General features: G+C 70.7%; 19 protein-coding genes and 2 pseudogenes. 11 read left to right on the top strand and 10 right to left on the bottom strand.

The window, feature by feature from the left end:
- Nucleotides 1-10 precede the first annotated feature (10 nt).
- Entirely contained in the window at nt 11-1018 is a 1008-nt protein-coding gene (locus U8D42_RS16740) for a VWA domain-containing protein (protein ID WP_322859608.1), read from the top strand.
- A 4-nt stretch (nt 1019-1022) separates the two neighbouring features.
- Here the strand turns inward: U8D42_RS16740 and U8D42_RS16735 are convergent, their stop codons facing one another.
- The 3 genes from U8D42_RS16735 to U8D42_RS16725 form a co-directional block, all read right to left on the bottom strand.
- Nucleotides 1023-2006: a VWA domain-containing protein gene (locus U8D42_RS16735; RefSeq protein WP_085241723.1), complete on the bottom strand. Its 984-nt coding sequence runs from the start codon at nt 2004-2006 to the stop codon at nt 1023-1025.
- 42 nt (nt 2007-2048) lie between these two features.
- Nucleotides 2049-3347, bottom strand: a complete 1299-nt coding sequence (gene satS / locus U8D42_RS16730; RefSeq protein ID WP_322859609.1) for a protein export chaperone SatS — start codon at nt 3345-3347, stop codon at nt 2049-2051.
- A gap of 176 nt (nt 3348-3523) precedes the next feature.
- Nucleotides 3524-4414 (bottom strand): alkaline phosphatase family protein, encoded by an 891-nt coding sequence (locus U8D42_RS16725; protein WP_322859610.1) that lies wholly within the window; start codon nt 4412-4414, stop codon nt 3524-3526.
- A gap of 105 nt (nt 4415-4519) precedes the next feature.
- Between U8D42_RS16725 and upp the strand changes: the two genes are divergently transcribed.
- Nucleotides 4520-5143, top strand: a complete 624-nt coding sequence (gene upp / locus U8D42_RS16720; protein ID WP_085241721.1) for a uracil phosphoribosyltransferase — start codon at nt 4520-4522, stop codon at nt 5141-5143.
- A 3-nt stretch (nt 5144-5146) separates the two neighbouring features.
- Here the strand turns inward: upp and U8D42_RS16715 are convergent, their stop codons facing one another.
- Together U8D42_RS16715 and U8D42_RS16710 are read right to left on the bottom strand one after the other, a co-directional pair.
- Complete coding sequence (locus U8D42_RS16715; RefSeq protein WP_322860133.1) at nt 5147-6730, bottom strand: phospho-sugar mutase; 1584 nt, start codon at nt 6728-6730, stop codon at nt 5147-5149.
- A gap of 57 nt (nt 6731-6787) precedes the next feature.
- Nucleotides 6788-7594 carry a purine-nucleoside phosphorylase gene (locus U8D42_RS16710; protein ID WP_085241719.1) on the bottom strand — a complete coding sequence of 269 codons (807 nt, stop codon included), beginning with the start codon at nt 7592-7594 and terminating at the stop codon, nt 6788-6790.
- Between the two features lie 76 nt (nt 7595-7670).
- Here U8D42_RS16710 and U8D42_RS16705 point away from each other — a divergent pair, with 76 nt between their 5' ends.
- From U8D42_RS16705 to U8D42_RS16695, 3 genes are read left to right on the top strand one after another with little or no spacing between them, the layout of a single operon-like run.
- Nucleotides 7671-8336, top strand: a complete 666-nt coding sequence (locus U8D42_RS16705) for a cutinase family protein (protein ID WP_085241718.1) — start codon at nt 7671-7673, stop codon at nt 8334-8336.
- A gap of 35 nt (nt 8337-8371) precedes the next feature.
- Nucleotides 8372-9565, top strand: coding sequence for a M20 family metallopeptidase (locus U8D42_RS16700; RefSeq protein WP_322859611.1), 1194 nt, complete (start codon nt 8372-8374; stop codon nt 9563-9565).
- Nucleotides 9562-10740, top strand: a complete 1179-nt coding sequence (locus U8D42_RS16695; protein WP_090422782.1) for a M20 family metallopeptidase — start codon at nt 9562-9564, stop codon at nt 10738-10740. Before U8D42_RS16700 ends, U8D42_RS16695 begins: the two co-directional genes overlap by 4 nt.
- On the opposite strand, the gene U8D42_RS16690 is transcribed toward U8D42_RS16695, so the two are convergent.
- Together U8D42_RS16690 and U8D42_RS16685 are read right to left on the bottom strand one after the other, a co-directional pair.
- Nucleotides 10737-11555 (bottom strand): alpha/beta hydrolase, encoded by an 819-nt coding sequence (locus U8D42_RS16690; RefSeq protein ID WP_322860134.1) that lies wholly within the window; start codon nt 11553-11555, stop codon nt 10737-10739. The two genes, U8D42_RS16695 and U8D42_RS16690, sit on opposite strands and share 4 nt — an antisense overlap.
- A 96-nt stretch (nt 11556-11651) precedes the next feature.
- Nucleotides 11652-12131 carry a gamma-glutamylcyclotransferase gene (locus U8D42_RS16685; protein WP_322859612.1) on the bottom strand — a complete coding sequence of 160 codons (480 nt, stop codon included), beginning with the start codon at nt 12129-12131 and terminating at the stop codon, nt 11652-11654.
- A gap of 207 nt (nt 12132-12338) precedes the next feature.
- On the opposite strand from U8D42_RS16685, the gene U8D42_RS16680 reads away from it, so the two are divergent.
- The 3 genes from U8D42_RS16680 to U8D42_RS16670 all read left to right on the top strand — a co-directional run bounded on the left by U8D42_RS16680 (nt 12339) and on the right by U8D42_RS16670 (nt 16457).
- Nucleotides 12339-13769 (top strand): NAD(P)H-quinone dehydrogenase, encoded by a 1431-nt coding sequence (locus U8D42_RS16680; RefSeq protein ID WP_322859613.1) that lies wholly within the window; start codon nt 12339-12341, stop codon nt 13767-13769.
- Nucleotides 13770-13834: 65 nt separating this feature from the next.
- Nucleotides 13835-15589 (top strand): glycerol-3-phosphate dehydrogenase/oxidase, encoded by a 1755-nt coding sequence (locus U8D42_RS16675; RefSeq protein ID WP_090422784.1) that lies wholly within the window; start codon nt 13835-13837, stop codon nt 15587-15589.
- 79 nt (nt 15590-15668) lie between these two features.
- Complete coding sequence (locus tag U8D42_RS16670) at nt 15669-16457, top strand: pseudouridine synthase (protein WP_322860135.1); 789 nt, start codon at nt 15669-15671, stop codon at nt 16455-16457.
- Here U8D42_RS16670 and U8D42_RS16665 read toward each other — a convergent pair.
- Nucleotides 16454-16852 (bottom strand): ribbon-helix-helix protein, CopG family, encoded by a 399-nt coding sequence (locus U8D42_RS16665; protein WP_322859614.1) that lies wholly within the window; start codon nt 16850-16852, stop codon nt 16454-16456. The genes U8D42_RS16670 and U8D42_RS16665 overlap by 4 nt on opposite strands.
- Complete coding sequence (locus U8D42_RS16660) at nt 16852-17127, bottom strand: transposase (protein WP_322859615.1); 276 nt, start codon at nt 17125-17127, stop codon at nt 16852-16854. Before U8D42_RS16660 ends, U8D42_RS16665 begins: the two co-directional genes overlap by 1 nt.
- 128 nt (nt 17128-17255) lie before the next feature.
- Here U8D42_RS16660 and U8D42_RS16655 point away from each other — a divergent pair, with 128 nt between their 5' ends.
- Both U8D42_RS16655 and U8D42_RS16650 read left to right on the top strand, forming a co-directional pair.
- A complete protein-coding gene (locus U8D42_RS16655; RefSeq protein WP_322860193.1) occupies nt 17256-17855 on the top strand; it encodes a hypothetical protein in 600 nt (199 codons plus the stop codon).
- Nucleotides 17856-18221: pseudogene (locus tag U8D42_RS16650) on the top strand (hypothetical protein); the annotation flags it as partial.
- 44 nt (nt 18222-18265) lie between these two features.
- On the opposite strand, the gene U8D42_RS16645 reads toward U8D42_RS16650, so the two are convergent.
- The gene (locus U8D42_RS16645) at nt 18266-18556 is read right to left on the bottom strand and encodes a CDGP domain-containing protein (protein WP_322859616.1); all 291 of its coding nucleotides are present in this window, start codon (nt 18554-18556) and stop codon (nt 18266-18268) included.
- 146 nt (nt 18557-18702) lie between these two features.
- Here U8D42_RS16645 and U8D42_RS16640 point away from each other — a divergent pair.
- Nucleotides 18703-18906 (top strand): annotated as a pseudogene (locus tag U8D42_RS16640) (MBL fold metallo-hydrolase); the annotation flags it as partial.
- Between the last annotated feature and the right edge of the window lie 25 nt (nt 18907-18931).

Here is an 18931-nt window from a genome sequence, read left to right as displayed (position 1 = left end):
GTGGCTGGACATGAAGTTGCCCCTGCTGGGCCCCGTGTCGGTCACCGGCTTCCAGAACGCGTGGTTCTTCCTGTTCCTGCTGGCCGTCCTGCTGGTCCTGGGCATCTACGTCGTGCTGCAGTTCGCCCGCCGCCGGCGGGTGCTGCGCTTCGCCAACATGGAGGTGCTGGAGCGGGTCGCGCCGGCGCATCCCAGCCGGTGGCGGCACCTACCGACGATCCTGCTGGCCACCTCGCTGGTCCTGCTGACCACCGCGATGGCCGGGCCGACCTCCGATGTCCGGATCCCGCTGAACCGGGCGGTCGTCGTGTTGGTGATCGACGTGTCGGAATCCATGGCCTCCAACGACGTCGCGCCCGACCGGCTGACCGCGGCCAAGGTGGCGGGCAAGCAATTCGCCGACGAGCTCACCCCCGCGATCAACCTGGGGCTGGTGGAGTTCGCGGCCAACGCCTCGCTGCTGGTCTCGCCGACGACCAACCGGCAGGCGGTGAAGGCGGCGATCGACAGCCTCAAACCGGCCCCCAAGACCGCGACCGGTGAAGGGCTCTTCACGGCGCTGCAGGCGATCGCGACGGTGGGCTCGGTGATGGGTGGCGGCGAGGGCCCACCGCCGGCGCGTATCGTGCTTGAGTCCGACGGCGCCGAGAACGTGCCGCTGGACCCCAACGCCCCGCAGGGCGCCTTCACCGCCGCCCGCGCCGCCAAGGCCGAGGGCGTGCAGATCTCGACGATCTCGTTCGGGACGCCGTACGGCACCGTCGAGTACGAGGGCGCGACCATTCCGGTCCCCGTCGACGATCAGACGCTGCAGAAGATCTGCGATATCACCGGCGGCGAGTCGTTCCACGCGGACAGCCTGGAGTCGCTGAAGAACGTCTACTCGACCCTGCAGCGCCAGATCGGCTACGAGACCGTCAAGGGCGACGCCAGCCTGGCCTGGATGCTGCTGGGCGCCGCGGCCATGGCGGGCGCCATCCTGGCCGGCCTGGTCCTGAACCGCCGGCTGCCCTCCTGAGCGGTCAGACCGGCAGCCGCCGGTTGATCAGCAGCGCCAGCGCCGTCGCGATCAGGGCGGTGAGGACCCCCAGGCGCAACCAGCCGGCGCTGCCCGGGCCGGGCACGGTGCGGTAGCCGATGTCCTTCTCGATGGCGTTGTAGCTCTTGGAGAGCTCGGCGAGGTTGCCGGCGGTGTAGGACTGCCCGCCGGAGAGTTTGGCGATCATCTTCATCTGGTCCGTCGCGACCGGGACGGCGACCCGCTGCCCGTCCATCTCGATCTCCCCGGTCTTGGTGCCGAACGAGATGGTCGAGATCGGCACCCCCTCGTCGCGGGCCAGCCGCGCCGCGGTGTAGGCCCCGTCATGCGGGTCGCTGGGGTTGGTCGGCTTGTTCTCCTTGCCGTCGGACAGCAGCACGATGCGGGCCGGCGGCGGGGTGTCGCCCCCCGTGATGGCGGTGGCGCTGACGGCGTGCAGGGCGGTGAAGATGGCCTCGCCGGTGGCGGTGCTGTCGGCGAAGTCGAGCTTCTTGAGCGCATCGATGGTCGCCTGGTGCTGCGGGGTGGGCGGCACCAGCAGGTACGGCGTCCCCGCGAAGCCGACCAGCCCGAGGTTGATGCCCGGCGTCAGCTGGGTGGCGAACTGGGTGGCCGCCTCCTCGGCGGCCTTGAGCCGGTTGGGCGGGACATCGGTCGCCCGCATGGACTGCGACATGTCGATGACCAGCACGACCACCGCCCGGTTGCGCGGGATGCGCATGTCGTGGGTGGGTGTGGCCAGCGCGATCGTCAGCAGGATCAGGCTGAGCAGCGAGACGGCGATCGGGATGTGCCGCGTCGGCGACTGCGGCACGTCCGCCTCGGTGAACCGGCGCAGCCTGCGCCGGCGGCGGGACTGCACCAGGACGTACACCGCGAGCAGAGCCAGCGGGAGCAAACCGAACAACAGCATGCCCGGGCGTTGAAAGCCGTACAGCGGTAACGGGCCTATCCCGGGAAGCGACACCCGCCAGTAAAGAGGAGACTCACCGGCCCGTCAAACGCGGGCCTATTCTCTGCGGAGCCGCCCGTCGACGAACTGCTCCAGGTTCTCCCACTCCCGTACCGCCGGGGCGTACGGCGCGGCGGGCTTGCCGACCGACCCGGGCTCGAGCACGTAGGCCACCAGCTTGCCCAGCGGGCGGCCCGGCTCGAGCGCCTTGTCGACCGTGCTCTCCTCCGAGTAGTCGCCGATGTCGCGGAGCAGCTCGACGGCCAGCTCCAGCTGGTCGCGGTCCACGGCGTCGGGACCGTCGGCGATGTCGTCGGCGAGCCCGCTGAGCACGTAGATGTTGTCCTCGGTGACCCTGACTTCCAGCGAACCGTCGGTGGCGGCGGTGCGGATGTCGTCGTAGGTGCTCAGGTCGGCCAGGTCGTGGTCGTGCTCGTCGGCGAGGTAGCGGGCCAGCGCCCGCTCCGAGCCGAACACGCTGATGCGCCCGTTGCGGCCCAGGAAGATCGGGCGGTCGTCCAGGTAGCAGCGCAGCGTGAAGAAGGTGCCCGAGCTTGTCATGATCCGAATCGGGTCGATGCCCACCTGCAGCCAGAAATCCTCGTCGCTGCCCAGGATCACGGTGTCACCGGCCGCGCGCGGCTCGTCGCCGTCCTCCTCGTCGGCGCCCTCTTCGGACTCGTCCGCCTCCTCGACGTCTTCGGTGTCCTCGGCGGCGGCTTCGGTCCCCTCGACGCCCTCGGCGTCTTCCTCGTCGGGCTCCTCGGCGAGTTCGTCGGCGGCCTTGGTCGACAGCTTCTCGTCGACCTCGGGCGTGGCGACGATGCCCTCGATCGCGCTGAGCACGTCGTCCCAGCCGCGCCCGATGATCTCGCCGATCGCGTTCCAGCGCTTGAGGCCGGCCTTGCCGGTGAAGTGGTCGATCCCCCCCGACACCGTGCCCAGCGTCGGGTTGCCGTTGAAGAACTTCAGCACCGCCGCCAGCTCGCACACCGATCCGATGGACGAGACCACCGCCAGCGTGCGGGCCAGCCCGGCCACCGACTCCTCGGTCGGCTTCTCCGATACCAGCTCCTCCACCGCGACCAGGTCGAACTGTTGGTCCTCGGCCGGTGCGAACTTGTGCGCGTGCGCGGCGGTCAGGTCCTTCCACGCCGGGTGGTCGACCAGGTCGTTGTCGGTGTCGGAGCGCACGAAGGCGACCAGGTCGGCGACGGAGGAGAACACGTACAGGTCCTCGTCTTTGCCCAGGAACGCCTCCCACTCGTCGCCGGCGTCGCGCCAGCGGGGTGCCCACACCGTGTAGCGGTCACCGTCGGACAGGCTCAGGCGGATGGGCACGAGGTCAGCAGCCATGCGGCACACAATAGCGACGACCGGGGAAGGCGCCCGGCGCGGCTGGCCCGGCTGGCCCGGTGACGGCGAGCGCCGGGACGGCGCGAGTAAGGAACAGGGCGATCGGATGTGGCCCGGTGACGGCGAGCGCTGGGACGGCGCGAGTAAGGAATCGGGCGATCGGATGTGGCCGCGAACTAGCCCCAGATATCCGTGATCGGCGGCGCGCCGGCCGCGTGGCCGGTCTTGGGCAGCCCGTACATCTGCTCGATCGTGGAAAGCACGTTGTAGTGGTTGATCTGCTCGCTGTAGCTGCCGGGGCGCACGTGGGCCCCGTAGAAGATCGTCGGGATCTGGTTGCGGCTGCCGCCGTCGTCCTCGTCGAACGTCAGGATCAGCAGGCTGTTGTTGGCCGCGGCCCAGTTGGCGTAGCCGGACAGCTCGCGGTTCAGCCAGGCGTCGGCCTGCGCGATGGAGCCGTCGTGCATGTTGTCGTCGTTGTTCGGGATGACGAACGACACGGTGGGCAGGGCGGCGTAGTTGCCCATCGGGAAGGCCGAGAACGGCAGGGAATTCCCCGCCGGGACGTTGGTGAAGTTGGCCCACGGCACGTGCTTGCGCGCGTACTTGCCGGCGGTGCACGCCGGGGAGCCGACCGCGGGCAGGCCTTCGGCGAAGCCGGCGAACGTGTAACCCGCGGCCAGCAGTTCCGAACCCAGGTTGGGCGCGGCGCCGGCGTTGACCGGGCACCGGTCGCTGGTCACCCCGAAGGTGTCGCCGGCGAACAGCGCCAGGTAATTCGGTTCGCTCGGGTGTGTTTCGGCGTACGACTGGGTCATGTTCGCGCCGGCCGCGGCCAGCGCGGTGATGAAGGGCGCCGACCTGTTGCCGATGATGTTGGCCGCCGAGCGGTTCTCCTCCACCACGATCACGATGTGCGCCGGCTGCGGAAGCGCCCCGGTCGCAAAAATTATCTGGGGGGCCGGCGGGCTGGCCGCCAGCCCCAGCACGGCCGCCGCGCCGAGGAGCGCGAGTGCCCGAAATACCCTGCCGACCAAGCGGGTTGCCCCCGCGATTCCGCTCAGCACCACGGGAGCATACGGGTAGGCCCCGCGCGCCGGAGACCCCGACGCGGGCCGTTTCGGCGGGGCGTTAACGAATCGCGGCCGGATCGTTATATAGGGTCGAACCTCGTGGAGGTGCGCATTGTCGATCACCCGCTGGCGGTCGCCCGGCTGACGACGATGCGCGACAAGCGCACCGACAACGACGGATTCCGGGCTGCGTTGCGTGATTTGACCGCGATGTTGCTCTACGAGGCCACCCGCGACGCGCCCCGAGAGACCTTCCCGGTGCACACGCCGCTGGCCGAAGCTCTCGGTGAGCGGCTGGCCAAGCCGCCCCTGCTGGTCGCGGTGTTGCGGGCCGGGTTGGGCATGGTCGATCAGGCGCTTGCGCTGCTGCCGCACGCCCGGGTCGGATTCGTCGGCGTCGCCCGCAACGAGGAAACCCATCAGGCGAGTGGATATTTCGAGTCGCTGCCCGACCAGCTTTCCGGCCTGCCGGTGCTGGTGCTGGATCCGATGCTGGCCACGGGCGGGTCGCTGAAGCACACCGTCGGGCTGCTGCTTGCCCGCGGCGCCACCGACATCACGGTGTTGTGTGCGCTGGCCGCCCCGGAAGGCATTGCCGCGCTTGAGAAAGCGGCGCCCGACGCGCGGCTGTTCACCGTGGCGGTCGACGACGGGCTCAACGAGAACGCCTATATCGTGCCGGGTCTCGGCGACGCGGGCGACCGCCAGTACGGGCCACGCTAGCCCCTAGAGCTGCCGCGCCGCCGACACCAGCTCGTCGCGCAACGCGCGGGCGCGCCCCCGCGCCTCGCGCAGGTCCCCGGTCACCGCGCAGCGAACCTCGATGTAGCACTTCAGCTTCGGCTCGGTCCCCGAAGGGCGCACCACCAGCCTGACCGACGTGTCCCCGTCGGCGCCGGTGAAGATCAGCGCGTCGGTGATATCGGTGAGGGTCGCGCCGAAGCCGGCCAGCGTCTGCGGTGGTGTCGCCCGCAGCCGCCGCATCAGTCCGGCGGCCTCGGCGGGGTCGGCGACGCGGCGCGACACCGCGGCGACGTCGTACACGCCGTGTCGCCGGGCGAGGTCGTCGAGCGCGTCGGTCACCGCATGCCCCTGGTCCTTCAGCGCGGCCACCAGGTCGCACACCAGCACCGCGGCGCTGATGCCGTCCTTGTCGCGCACGGCCTCCGGGTCGACGCAGTGCCCGATGGCCTCCTCGTAGGCATACACCAGGGTGCCGGCGGGCACGTTCGCGTCGGCGCGGGCCAGCCACTTGAAGCCGGTGAGGGTTTCGACGTGGGTGGCCCCGTGGTGGCCCGCGATCGCCGCCAGCATCCGCGACGACACCACGGTGCTGGCCACCACCGCCGTCCGCGGATCGGGGATATGCGACAAGATGTAATCGCCCAGCAGCCAACCGGTTTCGTCCCCGGACAGCATTCGCCATCCCGATTCGGTGGGGATGCCGACCGCGCAGCGGTCGGCGTCGGGATCCAGCGCGATCGCGACGTCGGCGGTGACGTCGGCCGCGAGGGCGAGCAGCGCGTCGGCGGCGCCGGGCTCCTCGGGATTGGGGAAGGCGACGGTGGGGAAGTCGGGGTCGGGCGCGAACTGCGCTCCCACGGTGTGCACCTGCTCGAAGCCGGCGCGCTGCAACGCCTCCACGGCCACCACGCCGCCGACCCCGTGCAGCGGGGTCAGGGCCACCCGCACCGAGCCGGTGCCGCGCCGCACGCCGGCCGCCCGCCCGATGTACTGCTCGACCAGGTCGCCGGCGGCGGGTTGCACGGGCGCCCGGTCGATTTCGTCGGCCGGGGGAGCCGCGGCCATCGCGGCCTCGATTTCGCGGTCGGTGGGGGAGACGATCTGGATGCCGCCGTCGGTGTAGACCTTGTAGCCGTTGTCGGTCGGCGGGTTGTGTGACGCGGTGATCTGTATCCCGGCGGCGGCGCCGGTGCGGCGCACGGCGAACGCCACCACCGGCGTGGGAACCGGACCGGGTAGCAGCGTCACCGAAAATCCCTGGGCAGCAAGGATTTCGGCGGTGACGGTGGCGAAGACGGCGGAGCCGTGCCGGGAGTCGCGCCCGACGATCACGTTCGAGCCGGCCAGGCCGCGCCCGCCCAGCACCCGGGCCACCGCCCAGGTGGCGCGCGACACCACCGCCACGTTCATGGCGTCGGGTCCGCCGCGCACCGGGCCGCGCAGCCCCGCGGTGCCGAACCTCAGCGGGTGGGCGAAGCGTGCGGCCAGTTCGTCGGGGCCGCAGGCGGCGAGCTCGGCGGCCGTCGCCGGGTCGGGATCGTGCGCGATCCACTCCTGCGCGGCGATCGCAAGCCCGGCGTCGCCGGGGGCCGCGGGTCGCCGCCACTCCTCGGGCGTCATGGCCTAGAACCGGGCCACGACGTCGGCCAGCAGGGCGCCCATCCGGCTTGCCGACGCGGCGCCGGCGGCGAGCACCTCGGCGTGGCTGAGCGGCTGGCCGCCGATCCCCGCGGCCAGGTTGGTCACCAGCGACACCCCCAGCACCTCGGCGCCGGCCGCCCGGGCCGCGATCGTCTCGTGCACGGTCGACATGCCGACCAGGTCGGCGCCCAGCGTCCGCAGCATCCGCACCTCGGCGGGCGTCTCGTAGTGCGGCCCCGCCAGCCCCGCGTAGACGCCCTCGGTCAGCCCGGGGTCGACAACGCGGGCGAGCTCGCGCAGTCGCGGCGCGTAGGCGTCGGTCAGGTCCACGAACTGCGGGCCGACCAGCGGCGAACGCGCGGTCAGGTTGAGGTGGTCGCTGATCAGCACCGGCTGGCCGACCGCCATGTCGGGCCGCAGGCCGCCGGCCGCGTTGGTGAGCACGACGATGCGCGCGCCGGCCGCGCAGGCCGCCCGCACCGGGTGCACCACGTGACACAGGTCGTGGCCCTCGTAGGCGTGCACGCGACCGACCAGCACCAGCACGCGGCGCTCGCCGACGCGCGCCGACATCAGCTCGCCGGTGTGCCCCACGGCGGTGGGGGGCGCGAAGCCGGGCACGTCGGCCTGGGGCAGCACGGCGGTCGGGGTGCCGAGGGCGTCCGCCGCGGGGCGCCACCCCGATCCGAGGACGACCGCGACGTCGTGCCGGGGCACGCCGGTGCGTTCGGCGATGAAGTGCGCCGCCCGCCGGGCCAGTTCGGCGGGGTCGGATGCGACGTCGCTCACAGTCGGCGAGCATAGTGCGGGTCACCTTGGGTTAGCGCCGTGATGGTGACCGCCGGAATGTGTGAAAATCTGCCGCATGAGTCTTCGTAGGTGGCCGATCGTCGGCCTGGCCGTCGCCGTTGCGGTGTCAGTGTTTTCGATCACAAGCGGCGCGCTGCCATCGGCGCGCGCCGACGGGTGCCCCAACGTGCAGCTGATCTTCGCCCGCGGCACCGCCGAGCCGCCCGGCCTGGGCGTCGCCGGGGACGCGCTGCTGGCCGCGCTGCAGCACGACCTGGGCTCGCGCAACGTCGACGCGTACGCGGTGGACTACCCGGCCAGCTACAACTTCCTGCAGACCGCCGACGGAGCCAACGACGCGCGCGACCACATCGCGCAGATGGTCGACCAGTGCCCGGCGACGAAGCTGGTGCTCGGTGGCTTCTCTCAGGGCGCCGCCGCGGTCTCGATGCTGGCCGGGGTGCCGCCGCTGGGCAACACCGTCGGCAACTTCGGATCGGCGCCCGAGCTGGATCCCGGCCTGGCGAACAAGGTCAGGGCGGTTGCGGTGTTCGGCAATCCCGGCAACCGCTTCAACACTCCCCTGTCGACGACCGGTCTGTTCGCCGGCCGCGCCATCGACATCTGCAGCCCCGGTGATCCGGTGTGCGTCGTCGGTGGCCGCGACCGGGAGGCCCACCACGATTACGGGGTGGCGCCCTACCCCGGGCAGGCGGCGGGATTCATCGCCGGACTGGTATAGCCCGGGCCCCGACATCGCGGTGGGATACTGCGAGAATGCCCACCTCCGCATTGGACAACCCGTCAGACAGGGTCGAGGCTGTCGTGCGGCGACGTGGCTCCGACCTGGTTGAGCTGTCCCACGCCATCCACGCCGAGCCCGAGCTGGCGTTCGCCGAGCATCGCAGCTGCGCCAAGGCCCAGGCGCTGGTCTCCGAGCGCGGCTTCGAGGTCACCGCGTCCGCCGGTGGCCTGGACACCGCGTTTCGCGCCGACTTCGGCAGCGGCCCGCTGACCGTCGGGGTCTGCGCCGAATACGACGCGCTGCCCGAGATCGGGCACGCCTGCGGCCACAACATCATCGCGGCGTCCGCGGTGGGTACCGCGCTGGCGCTGGCCGAAGTGGCCGACGACCTGGGCCTGCGGGTGGCGCTGATCGGTACCCCCGCCGAGGAGGCGGGCGGCGGCAAGGCGCTGCTGCTGGCGGCCGGGGTGTTCGACGACATCGCCGCGGCGGTGATGCTGCATCCGGGGCCCGCCGACATCGCGGCCGCCCGCTCGCTGGCACTGTCGGAGGCGACCGTGCACTACCGTGGCAAGGAATCCCACGCTGCCGTCGCGCCGCATCAGGGGATCAATGCCGCCGACGCGGTGACCGTCGCGCAGGTTGCCATCGGGCTGTTGCGCCAGCAGCTGGCCCCGGGCCAACTGGTGCACGGGATCGTCACCGACGGCGGGCAGGCGGTCAACGTCATCCCCGGGCACGCGACGCTGCAGTACGCGATGCGGGCCGTCGAGTCGGAGTCGCTGAGACAGCTGGAGGGCAGGATGTACGCGTGCTTCGCCGCGGGTGCGCTGGCCACCGGCTGCGAATACGAAATCGACAACCCGGCACCCGCTTACGACGAGCTCACCCCCGACGAATGGCTGGCCGACACCTTCCGCGAGGAGATGCGCCGGCTGGGACGGGAGCCGGTGGCCCGCGAGTTCGAGGCGGCGCTGCCCATGGGCAGCACCGACATGGGCAACGTGACCCAGGTGCTGCCGGGCATCCATCCGGTGGTCGGGGTCGACGCCGGCGGCGCCATGGTTCACCAGCGCGCGTTCACCACCGCCGCCGCCAGCCCCAGCGCCGACCGCGCCGTCGTCGAGGGTGCGATCATGCTGGCCCGCACGGTCGTTCAACTGGCCCAGACGCCCGCCGAACGCGACCGGGTGCTGGCGGCGCTGGAACGGCGGGCGCGCGCATGAGCCTCGCCGATGCCGCCACCGCCTGGCTGGCCGCCCACCACGACGACCTGGTCGAATGGCGCCGGCACATCCACCGCTATCCCGAACTGGGCCGCCAGGAGTACGCCACCACCCAGTTCGTCGCCGAGCGGTTGGCCGATGCGGGGCTCAACCCCAAGGTGCTGCCCGGCGGCACCGGGCTGGTCTGCGACCTGGGCCCCGAACACGAGCCCAGGATCGCGCTGCGGGCCGACATGGACGCGCTGCCCATGGCCGAACGGACCGGCGCGCCCTACACCTCCACCATGCCCAACGTCGCGCACGCCTGCGGCCATGACGCCCACACCGCGGTCCTGCTCGGCACCGCGCTCGCCCTCGCCTCGGTGCCGCAGCTGCCGGTGGGGGTGCGGCTGATCTTCCAGGCCGCCGAGGAGCTGATGCCCGGCGGCGCGATCGACGCCATCGCCGCGGGCGCGATCTCGGGGGTGTCGCGGATCTTCGCCCTGCACTGCGACCCGCGGCTCGAGGTCGGGCAGGTCGCGGTCCGGCACGGCCCCATCACATCGGCGGCCGACCAGATCGAGATCACGCTGCATTCCCCGGGCGGGCACACGTCGCGCCCACACCTGACCGCCGACCTGGTCTACGGGCTCGGCACGCTGATCACCGGGCTGCCCGGGGTGCTCTCGCGGCGCATCGACCCGCGCAACGGCACCGTGTTGGTGTGGGGCGCGGTCAACGCGGGGGTGGCCGCCAACGCCATCCCGCAGAGCGGGGTGCTGGGCGGGACGGTCCGCACCGCCAGCCGGCAGACCTGGGTGGGGCTCGAGGAGATCATCCGGGAGACGGTGTCGGCGCTGCTGGCGCCGCTGGGCATCGAACACACGCTGCAGTACCGGCGCGGCGTGCCGCCGGTGGTCAACGAGGACGTCTCGACGCGCATCCTCACCCACGCGATCGAGGCCATCGGCCCCGACGCGCTGGCCGACACCCGCCAGTCCGGCGGTGGCGAGGACTTCTCCTGGTACCTCGAGGAGATCCCCGGCGCGATGGCGCGCCTGGGAGTGTGGTCGGGTCAGGGCCCGCAGCTGGACCTGCACCAGCCGACGTTCGACCTCGACGAGCGCGCCCTGGCGATCGGGCTGCGCGTGATGGTCAACATCGTCGAGCAGTCGGCCGCGTTCTCCTCGCCCTAGCGCGTCGCCCGCACCACGTGCTCGGCGATGTGGGCATAACTTCGCAACGTGACGTCGGTGGCGTCGCTCATGATGTTGTAGCCGTGATCGACGCCGGCCACCTCGTAGTACTCGGCCAACGCCCCGACGGCGTCGAGTTTCTCGGCGTATCGGCGGGCTTCGTCGCGAAGCCGGTCCTGTTCGGCCGTCACGACCAGCGCGGGCGCGATGCCGGCGAGCCGGTCGGCGTTGCCGGCCCAGGCGGGAGACGCCAAACGGTCCCTGCGCTGCGCCGGGTCGGGCACGTAGGCGGTGTCGAAAACCTCGCCCATCCACGGCTTCATCACCGCCCGGTCGCCCACCGTGGATGGCTTGTCGCGGGCGGGTGTGACCAGGTCGAGGGGCGCGTAGTGCAGCACTTGCAGGGCGATGTCGGGGCCGCCGTTCTCCAACGCCAGCCGGGCCGCCGCGGCGCTGAGGTTGCCGCCCGCGCTCTGGCCGCCGACACAGAGGCGGCTGCCGTCCCAGTCACGGTCGGGGCCGGCCGCCCAGCGCACTATGTCGTAGACCTGAAGGGGTGCCGCCGGAAAGCGGTGACGCGGTGCCAGCACATAGTCCGGGTTGACTACCACCACCCCCGCGTTGACGGCCAGGTACCGGCACCACGGGTCATCTTGCTCAGGGTGCCCCACCACGAAGCCGCCGCCGTGCACGTTGACGTACACGGGCGGACTCGTGCGGTCCGCCGGCGGGTGGTAAACGGTCGCCGATACCGGGCCGTGCCGGGTGGGGATGGTGGCCGCAGAGGTTCGGCTGGAAATTTCCGGGAAGCGCACACCGGGCTTGGGGGCGGGGTTGACGACGGCGGCGAACGCACGCGCCAGGGCGTCGGCGACCACCGGCGCGGACAGGATCGACACTCGCGGTGGGCCCTAGGCGCTGGTTCCCGGGCCGACGTTGTGGGCCGGCCGGGTCCGCAGGTTGTGCACGTAATCGGCTGGGGCGCCGGCGATTTCGGCCGCATCGGCCATCACGCCCAGATACCGCGCCGAGGGCAGGCCGCCCTCCCAGGCGTCGAGCACGTACAGCCAGGCCAGCACCGGGTCGGTGCTGGTGTCCGACGAGATGCGCTCCACCCGGCACCGGATCTTCTTGTGCACGCCGAACTCCGAGCCCTCCCACCGATCGAGGTTCTTCTCGTCCGCCGGGGTCATGTCGTAGAGCACGACGAACACCTTGGAATCCGGGTCTTCGACCACGGTGGCCAGCGCGCCCTCCCAGCCGATGTCCTCGCCCCCGAACGTCAAGCGCCAGCCGTGCAGCCAGCCCGTCCCGGCCATCGGCGAATGGGGTGCGCGCTTGAGCATCTGCTCAGGATCCATGTTCGACCCGTAGGCGGCGTAGAGCGGCACGGGGAAAGCTTAGACGTCGCATGCCCGGGCGGTCTTCTCCCGCGTGCATCGTCACCGCGCTGTCCGATGGCGCGGCTTCTCGTCACGCCGCGGCGCGGCGTGCATCGTCGCCGCGGTGTCCGATGGCGCGGCTTCTCGTCACGCCGCGGCGCGGCGTGCATCGTCGCCGCGCTGCGGGGTGGCGGGTCGCCCCGCTAGGTTGGGGCTGTGGCGACCCGCATCGTGATCCTCGGTGGAGGCCCGGCCGGTTACGAAGCCGCCCTGGTGGCCGCCACCTCCCACCCCGACAGCACCCACGTCACCGTCATCGACTCCGACGGCATCGGCGGCGCGGCCGTGCTCGACGACTGCGTGCCGTCCAAGACCTTCATCGCCTCCACCTGGCTGCGCACCGAGCTGCGCCGGGCGCCGCGGCTGGGGTTGGAGATCGAAATCGACGACGCGAAGATCTCCCTGCCGCAGATCCACGCCCGGGTGAAGCAACTGGCCACCGAGCAGTCGGCCGATATCACCGATCAGCTGCTCACCATGGGCGTGCACGTGGTCACCGGGCGCGGCGAGCTGATCGACCCCACACCCGGGCTGGCCTGCCACCGCGTCAAGGCCACCCATTCCGATCCGGGGCCCGACGGCCCCGTCACCAGCGAGTTCGAGGCCGACGTCGTGCTGATCGCGACCGGCGCCAGTCCCCGGATCCTGCCGTCGGCCCAGCCCGACGGCGAGCGGATCCTGACCTGGCGGCAGCTCTACAACCTCGAGGCGCTGCCCGAGCACCTCGTCGTCGTCGGGTCCGGCGTCACCGGCGCCGAGTTCGTGCACGCCTACACCGAGCTGGGCGTCCCGGTGACGGTGGTCGCCAGCCGGGACCGGGTGCTGCCCTACGAGGACGCCGACGCCGCCCTGGTCTTGGAGGAGGCCTTCTCCGAGCGCGGCGTTCAGTTGGTCAAGAACGCCCGCGCCCAGTCGGTCACCCGCACCGCCGACGGCGTGCTGGTCACCCTGGCCGACGGGCGCACCGTCGAGGGCAGCCACGCCCTGATGACCATCGGGTCGGTCCCCAACACCGGCGGCCTGGGCCTGGACCGGGTCGGGATCGAGCTGGGCCGCGGCGGCTACCTGACCGTGGACCGGGTGTCGCGGACCTCGGTGGCCGGCATCTACGCCGCCGGCGACTGCACCGGCCTGCTGCCGCTGGCGTCGGTCGCCGCCATGCAGGGCCGGATCGCGATGTATCACGCGCTGGGCGAGGGCGTCAGCCCGATCCGGCTGCGCACGGTGGCGGCGACGGTGTTCACCAGGCCCGAGATCGCGGCCGTCGGCGTGCCGCAAACGATGATCGACGACGGTTCGGTGTCGGCCCGCACGATCATGCTCCCGTTGCGCACCAACGCGCGGGCCAAGATGTCGGGGCTGCAGCAGGGCTTCGTGAAGATGTTCTGCCGCAAATCCACCGGCGTGGTGATCGGTGGCGTGGTGGTGGCCCCGATCGCCTCCGAACTGATCCTGCCGATCGCGGTGGCCGTCCAGAACCGGATCACCGTCACCGAGCTGGCGCAGACGCTCGCCGTTTACCCGTCGTTGTCCGGGTCGATCACCGAGGCCGCTCGTCGGCTGATGGCGCACGACGATCTGGACTAGCCTTGGTTCGACACCGTCCTACTGGCGAGTAACCGACAGGAGTTTCCGGTGAGGAGTGCTCGGCTGTGATCGATCCGATTCACGCGCCCAGCGAGCTCGGCTCGCCGGCGTCCGTGCTGGGACCGCAGCACCGCAAGGTGGCCTGGGAGCGGCTCGGCACCGAGCAGTTCGACGTCGTCGTCATCGGCGGCGGCGTCGTGGGCTCCGGCTGCGCGCTGGACGCCGCCACCCGCGGGCTCAAGGTGGCGCTGGTCGAGGCGCGCGATTTCGCGTCCGGCACCTCGAGCCGCTCGTCGAAGATGTTCCACGGCGGCTTGCGCTATCTCGAACAGCTCGAGTTCGGCCTGGTACGCGAGGCGCTCTACGAGCGGGAGCTGTCGCTGACCACGTTGGCGCCGCATCTGGTCAAGCCCATGCCGTTCCTGTTCCCGCTCACCAACCGCGTGTGGGAGCGGCCCTACGTGGCGGCGGGCATCTTCCTCTACGACCGGATGGGCGGCGCGAAATCCGTTCCGGCGCAAAAGCATCTGACCCGCGCCGGCGCATTACGCTTGAGTCCCGGCTTGAAGCGGACATCCCTGGTCGGGGGAATCCGCTACTACGACACCGTCGTCGACGACGCGCGGCACACCATGACCGTCGCGCGCACGGCCGCCCACTACGGCGCGGTGGTGCGCTCCTCCACCCAGGTGGTGGCGATGCTGCGCGAGGGCGACCGGGTGACCGGCGTGCGGGTCCGCGATTCCGAGGACGGGTCGACCACCGAAGTCCGCGGCCACGTCGTGGTCAATGCGACCGGGGTGTGGACCGACGAGATTCAGGCATTGTCCAAGCAGCGCGGGCGATTTCAGGTGCGCGCCTCCAAGGGCGTGCATGTGGTGGTGCCGCGCGACCGCATCGTCAGCGACGTCGCCATCATCCTGCGCACCGAGAAGTCGGTGATGTTCGTCATCCCCTGGGGCAGCCACTGGATCATCGGCACCACCGACACCGACTGGAACCTGGACCTGGCCCACCCCGCGGCGACCAAGGCCGACATCGACTACATCCTGCGGACCGTTAACACGGTGCTGGCCATCCCGCTGACCCATGCCGACATCGACGGCGTGTACGCCGGGCTGCGCCCGTTGCTGGCCGGGGAGAGCGAGGAGACCTCCAAGCTGTCCCGCGAGCACGCCGTGGCCGTGCCCGCGCCGGGCCTGGTGGCCATCGCCGGCGGCAAGTACACCACCTACCGCGTGATGGCGGCCGACGCGATCGACGCCGCGGCGCAGTTCGTCCCGGCCCGGGTGGCGCCCTCGATCACCGAGAAGGTCAGCCTGCTGGGCGCCGATGGTTACTTCGCGCTGGTCAATCAGGCCGAACACGTTGCGGCGCTGCAGGGTTTGCACCCGTACCGGGTCCGCCACCTGCTGGACCGCTACGGCTCGATGATCGGCGACGTGCTGGCGCTGGCGGCCGGAAACGCCGACCTGCTCAGCCCGATCAAGGAGGCGCCCGGCTACCTCAAGGTGGAGGCGCTCTACGCCGTCACCGCCGAGGGCGCACTGCATCTCGAGGACATCCTGGCCCGCCGGATGCGCATCTCCATCGAATACTCGCACCGCGGCGTCGACTGCGCGCGCGAGGTGGCCGACGTGGTCGCCCCGGTGCTCGGCTGGAGCGTGGCGGACGTGGAGCGCGAGGTGTCGAACTACTCCGCGCGGGTGGAGGCCGAGATCCTGTCGCAGGCCCAGCCCGACGACGTGTCGGCCGACGAGCTGCGCGCCAGCGCCCCGGAGGCCCGCGCGGAGATCCTCGAGCCGGTGCCTTTGAATTGAGGGCGTGGTGAGGCCCGCACCCCTTCCGGTGCGGGACGGGCTCGGCCCGGCGCGCGTGCGCCTGCGCGGGGGCCCGGTGATGGCCGAGCTGACCGACCGGTTCGGTGCGCCGGCGCGGTCGAAGGTGCTGGCCGGCGAGGTGGTCGACGCGGCCGGTGCGGTGGTCGACGAAGCCACGGTGTTGCCCGCCGGATCACACGTGTTTCTGTACCGGGAGCTGCCCGATGAGGTTCCGGTGCCGTTCGACATCCCGGTGCTGCATCGCGACGCGGACATCGTGGTGGTCGACAAGCCACACTTTCTGGCCACCATGCCCCGCGGACGGCACGTGGCCCAGACGGCGCTGGTGCGGCTGCGCCGGGACCTGGGTCTGCCGGAGCTGAGCCCGGCCCATCGGCTGGACCGGCTGACCGCCGGGGTGCTGCTGTTCACGGCGCGCCGCGAGGTGCGCGGCGCGTACCAGACGCTGTTCTCGCGTGGCCTGGTCCGCAAGACCTATCTGGCGCGCGCGGCCGTGGATCCCGCCGTGGTGTTGCCGCGCGTGGTGCGCAGCCGGATCATCAAGCGGCGCGGGGTTTTACAGGCCGTCAGCGAACCCGGCGCGGCCAACGCGGAGACCCTCGTCGAGCTCGTTTCCCCGGACGGTTTGTACCGGCTGACCCCGCGCACCGGGCGGACCCACCAGCTGCGCGTGCACATGGCCTCCCTCGGCCTGCCGATCGACGGGGATCCCCTGTATCCCAACATCATTGACGTGCCGCCTGGCGACTTCAGCACGCCGCTGCGGCTATTGGCGCAGCGCATCGAGTTCGACGATCCGATGACGGGCGAGCGACGCGTTTTCGTCAGCCGACGACCGGGCCCTTAGTTTCGCCGGTCTTCCGCCGAGTCAGCCCGGGAGGGCTCACCGCGACCAACCCGTTTCAGATCCTCCTGTGCGGCAATAGCTTCGACGGCTGTCAGCATTTGGGTTACCAGCGCGAGCAACCCCACGAGGGGGTCTCGCGCTTCATCGGCGATCAGTTTCATCAGTGCCTCACGCGCGACTGTCGACGATGGCAGGCCGCGGGCTTCCGCAATGCGTTCGATGGCCGCGTATTCGTCGGGATTGAGCCGCACTTGCAGCACCTTGTTTCGTGGGTTGCCGCGACTTACCTTGGTGTGCTCGCCGATTGGGTGCGGAGTTTGGTCGGCTTCACCGGCTTCGGCCTCGTCGCCGATGCGGGCAAGTCGGTCAGAGAGCCGCTCTGTCTTCTTGCTCACTATTGGCCTCCTGGGTAGTAGTAGCTGCGGTCACGGCTGTTGGCTTTCCACGCGTTAGCGCCGTAGACGATGCCGTCGTCTTCGACGGTGATGACCGCCAGGACGGCGCGGGCGCTGGTGGAGTAGCCGATGGTGCGAACTGACTCGCCGCTGGTGCTGTTGTAGTCGGGGTCGAACGTGACCGCATTGGGGTCGTCTAGTGCTTCGTCGGCTTGCTCTGCGGTCACGCTGTGTTTGGCGGCGATGTAGTCGCGTCGGTGGGTCCAATCCGCCACACCACTAGTGTATTACATACCGTAATACGGTGGAGCGGCGCCGTGTCTGGGCCGTTTACCCCGCCCGCCGAGCGCCTTCGGTCACAATCGTCGTCGTGATCCCAGATCCAATTGACGTAGGAGACGACATGGCTGACGCGGTCAACGCCGTCTTCGTCGCCGCCGATGTCTGGCTTCAACCGTTAGCCACCGTCATCGCGGGCGCCCTGGCCGTCATGGCGGCGGCCATCGCCTACCGCGCAGTCACGCGTCAGATCAAGGCGAACGCCGAGAACGTGCAGAAGCAGATCGACGCCACAGCGGCCGAACAGCAAAAGAACCGTGCGGCGGACTGGGCCAAGATGCGACGGCGAGAAGTGCTGGACCTGGTCCTAGAAGCGGGGAATATCGCTCGAAGACTAGAAAGCATCGGACACACATACGCAATGCGCGAGGGCGTCGATCCCGACGAGGAGGACCGCTTAAACGCGGCCTTTCGAGAGTTCCGGGAGCTGAACGTCCCGGACCGCCTACCGCTGGTCATGGAGAACTTGAAGATGCATGGGCTAACCGCCCCGGCGGAAGCCGTGTCTCGGCTCGAAATCGAAGTCGGAGCAGTCATGCAGGACCTCGATGATGGACCGACCATTCATGCCAGGCGGCAGGCAGTGGACGACGCCATCGAGAAGGTACTGGAAGACCCGCCATCCGTTTTTAGGGATTCGAAAGGTTCTTTCGGCTTTCGATAACATCGTTTGCTCAAGACCTTCTGGGGCTGGCGCGAAGAACAACTGCCCGACGGCAGTGTGATCTGGCGGCTACCCACCGGGCACAGCTACGTCACCACCCCGGGCAGCGCCCTGCTGTTCCCCAGCCTGTGCGCACCCACGGCGGCGCTGCCCGCCGCCGCAGCCGACCCAGCCGCGCAGGACTACTGCGCCGAACGCACCGTCATGATGCCCCGACGCCGCCGCACTCGCGCCCAAGACCGCGCCACCCGCATCGCCACCGAACGCACACACAACTGCCAAGCCCGCGCCGCCCGAAAAGCCGCCACCCCCAACTACTTCAGACCCGCCCCACCCATCGACCCCGATGACCCACCACCGTTTTGACGGCCGGGCCCGCGTGAGCCACGGGTGTGGAGTCGTTGCCGGCCTCAGCCGTCGATGTGCGTCGGCGGGTCGGCGAAGGTGAAATCCGAAGGGGGATGGTCGGGACCCATCGTGTCGCAGTGCCCGTCGGGCACCAGGTAGGAACTGGCGCCGTTGGGAATCAATCGGGCCACCGCGACGCACCGCTGCCACGTGCCGTCCGGCTGGACGGGTCCATCGCACTTGCTGAGGACGGGTCCGCCGTACTGGCAGCCGGCGCCGGCCGGCGGCGCGGCGGCGATCAGCCCCGCGGCCATCAGCAGGGCGGCCAATGCTCCGACGATGCCGAGCTTCATGCTTGCCTCCCGTCACCCCACGGCTGGGCGGTGCCGAGTGCTTGCGGTGGCAGTGCCGTCGACAACCCAGCCAGCAACCAGTGACGCTACCGCTTTCCTGCCGGCTTTTGGATCGGTAGCGATGGCCGGGAGGTCATCGCCGGCTGACGTGGGGACAGCACAAGATCACCCCGGGCGGCACGACCCTCACCCTGACGTCGCTGCCGGGAAGGCACGCGCCGGGGCGCCGGCTCTACATCTCCGGCGACACCCTGCTCGTCGAGGAACTCAACGAGATCCCGCCGCGGTTCGACCCCATCGACGTCGGCGTGCCGCACCTGGGCGGGACCCGGCCGCCGGCCGGCCCGCGGCACCGCGGTGACCGTCTGAAAGAGC

The organism is Mycobacterium europaeum (assembly GCF_034555895.2).
In the GTDB taxonomy this organism is placed as follows: domain Bacteria; phylum Actinomycetota; class Actinomycetes; order Mycobacteriales; family Mycobacteriaceae; genus Mycobacterium; species Mycobacterium europaeum.
Note: the sequence above shows the minus strand (reverse complement) of the source record. Positions and strands in the feature narration are given on the sequence as shown.

What these genes read in the sequence shown, in the direction of transcription:
- satS (WP_322859609.1), bottom strand. Translation starts at nt 3,347, where the DNA reads ATGGCTGCTGACCTCGTGCCCATCCGCCTGAGCCTGTCCGACGGTGAC.
- U8D42_RS16645 (WP_322859616.1), bottom strand. Translation starts at nt 18,556, where the DNA reads ATGAAGCTCGGCATCGTCGGAGCATTGGCCGCCCTGCTGATGGCCGCG.
- U8D42_RS16695 (WP_090422782.1), top strand. Translation starts at nt 9,562, where the DNA reads ATGAGCCTCGCCGATGCCGCCACCGCCTGGCTGGCCGCCCACCACGAC.
- U8D42_RS16655 (WP_322860193.1), top strand. Translation starts at nt 17,256, where the DNA reads ATGGCTGACGCGGTCAACGCCGTCTTCGTCGCCGCCGATGTCTGGCTT.
- U8D42_RS16740 (WP_322859608.1), top strand. Translation starts at nt 11, where the DNA reads ATGAAGTTGCCCCTGCTGGGCCCCGTGTCGGTCACCGGCTTCCAGAAC.
- U8D42_RS16705 (WP_085241718.1), top strand. Translation starts at nt 7,671, where the DNA reads ATGAGTCTTCGTAGGTGGCCGATCGTCGGCCTGGCCGTCGCCGTTGCG.
- U8D42_RS16700 (WP_322859611.1), top strand. Translation starts at nt 8,372, where the DNA reads ATGCCCACCTCCGCATTGGACAACCCGTCAGACAGGGTCGAGGCTGTC.
- U8D42_RS16670 (WP_322860135.1), top strand. Translation starts at nt 15,669, where the DNA reads ATGGCCGAGCTGACCGACCGGTTCGGTGCGCCGGCGCGGTCGAAGGTG.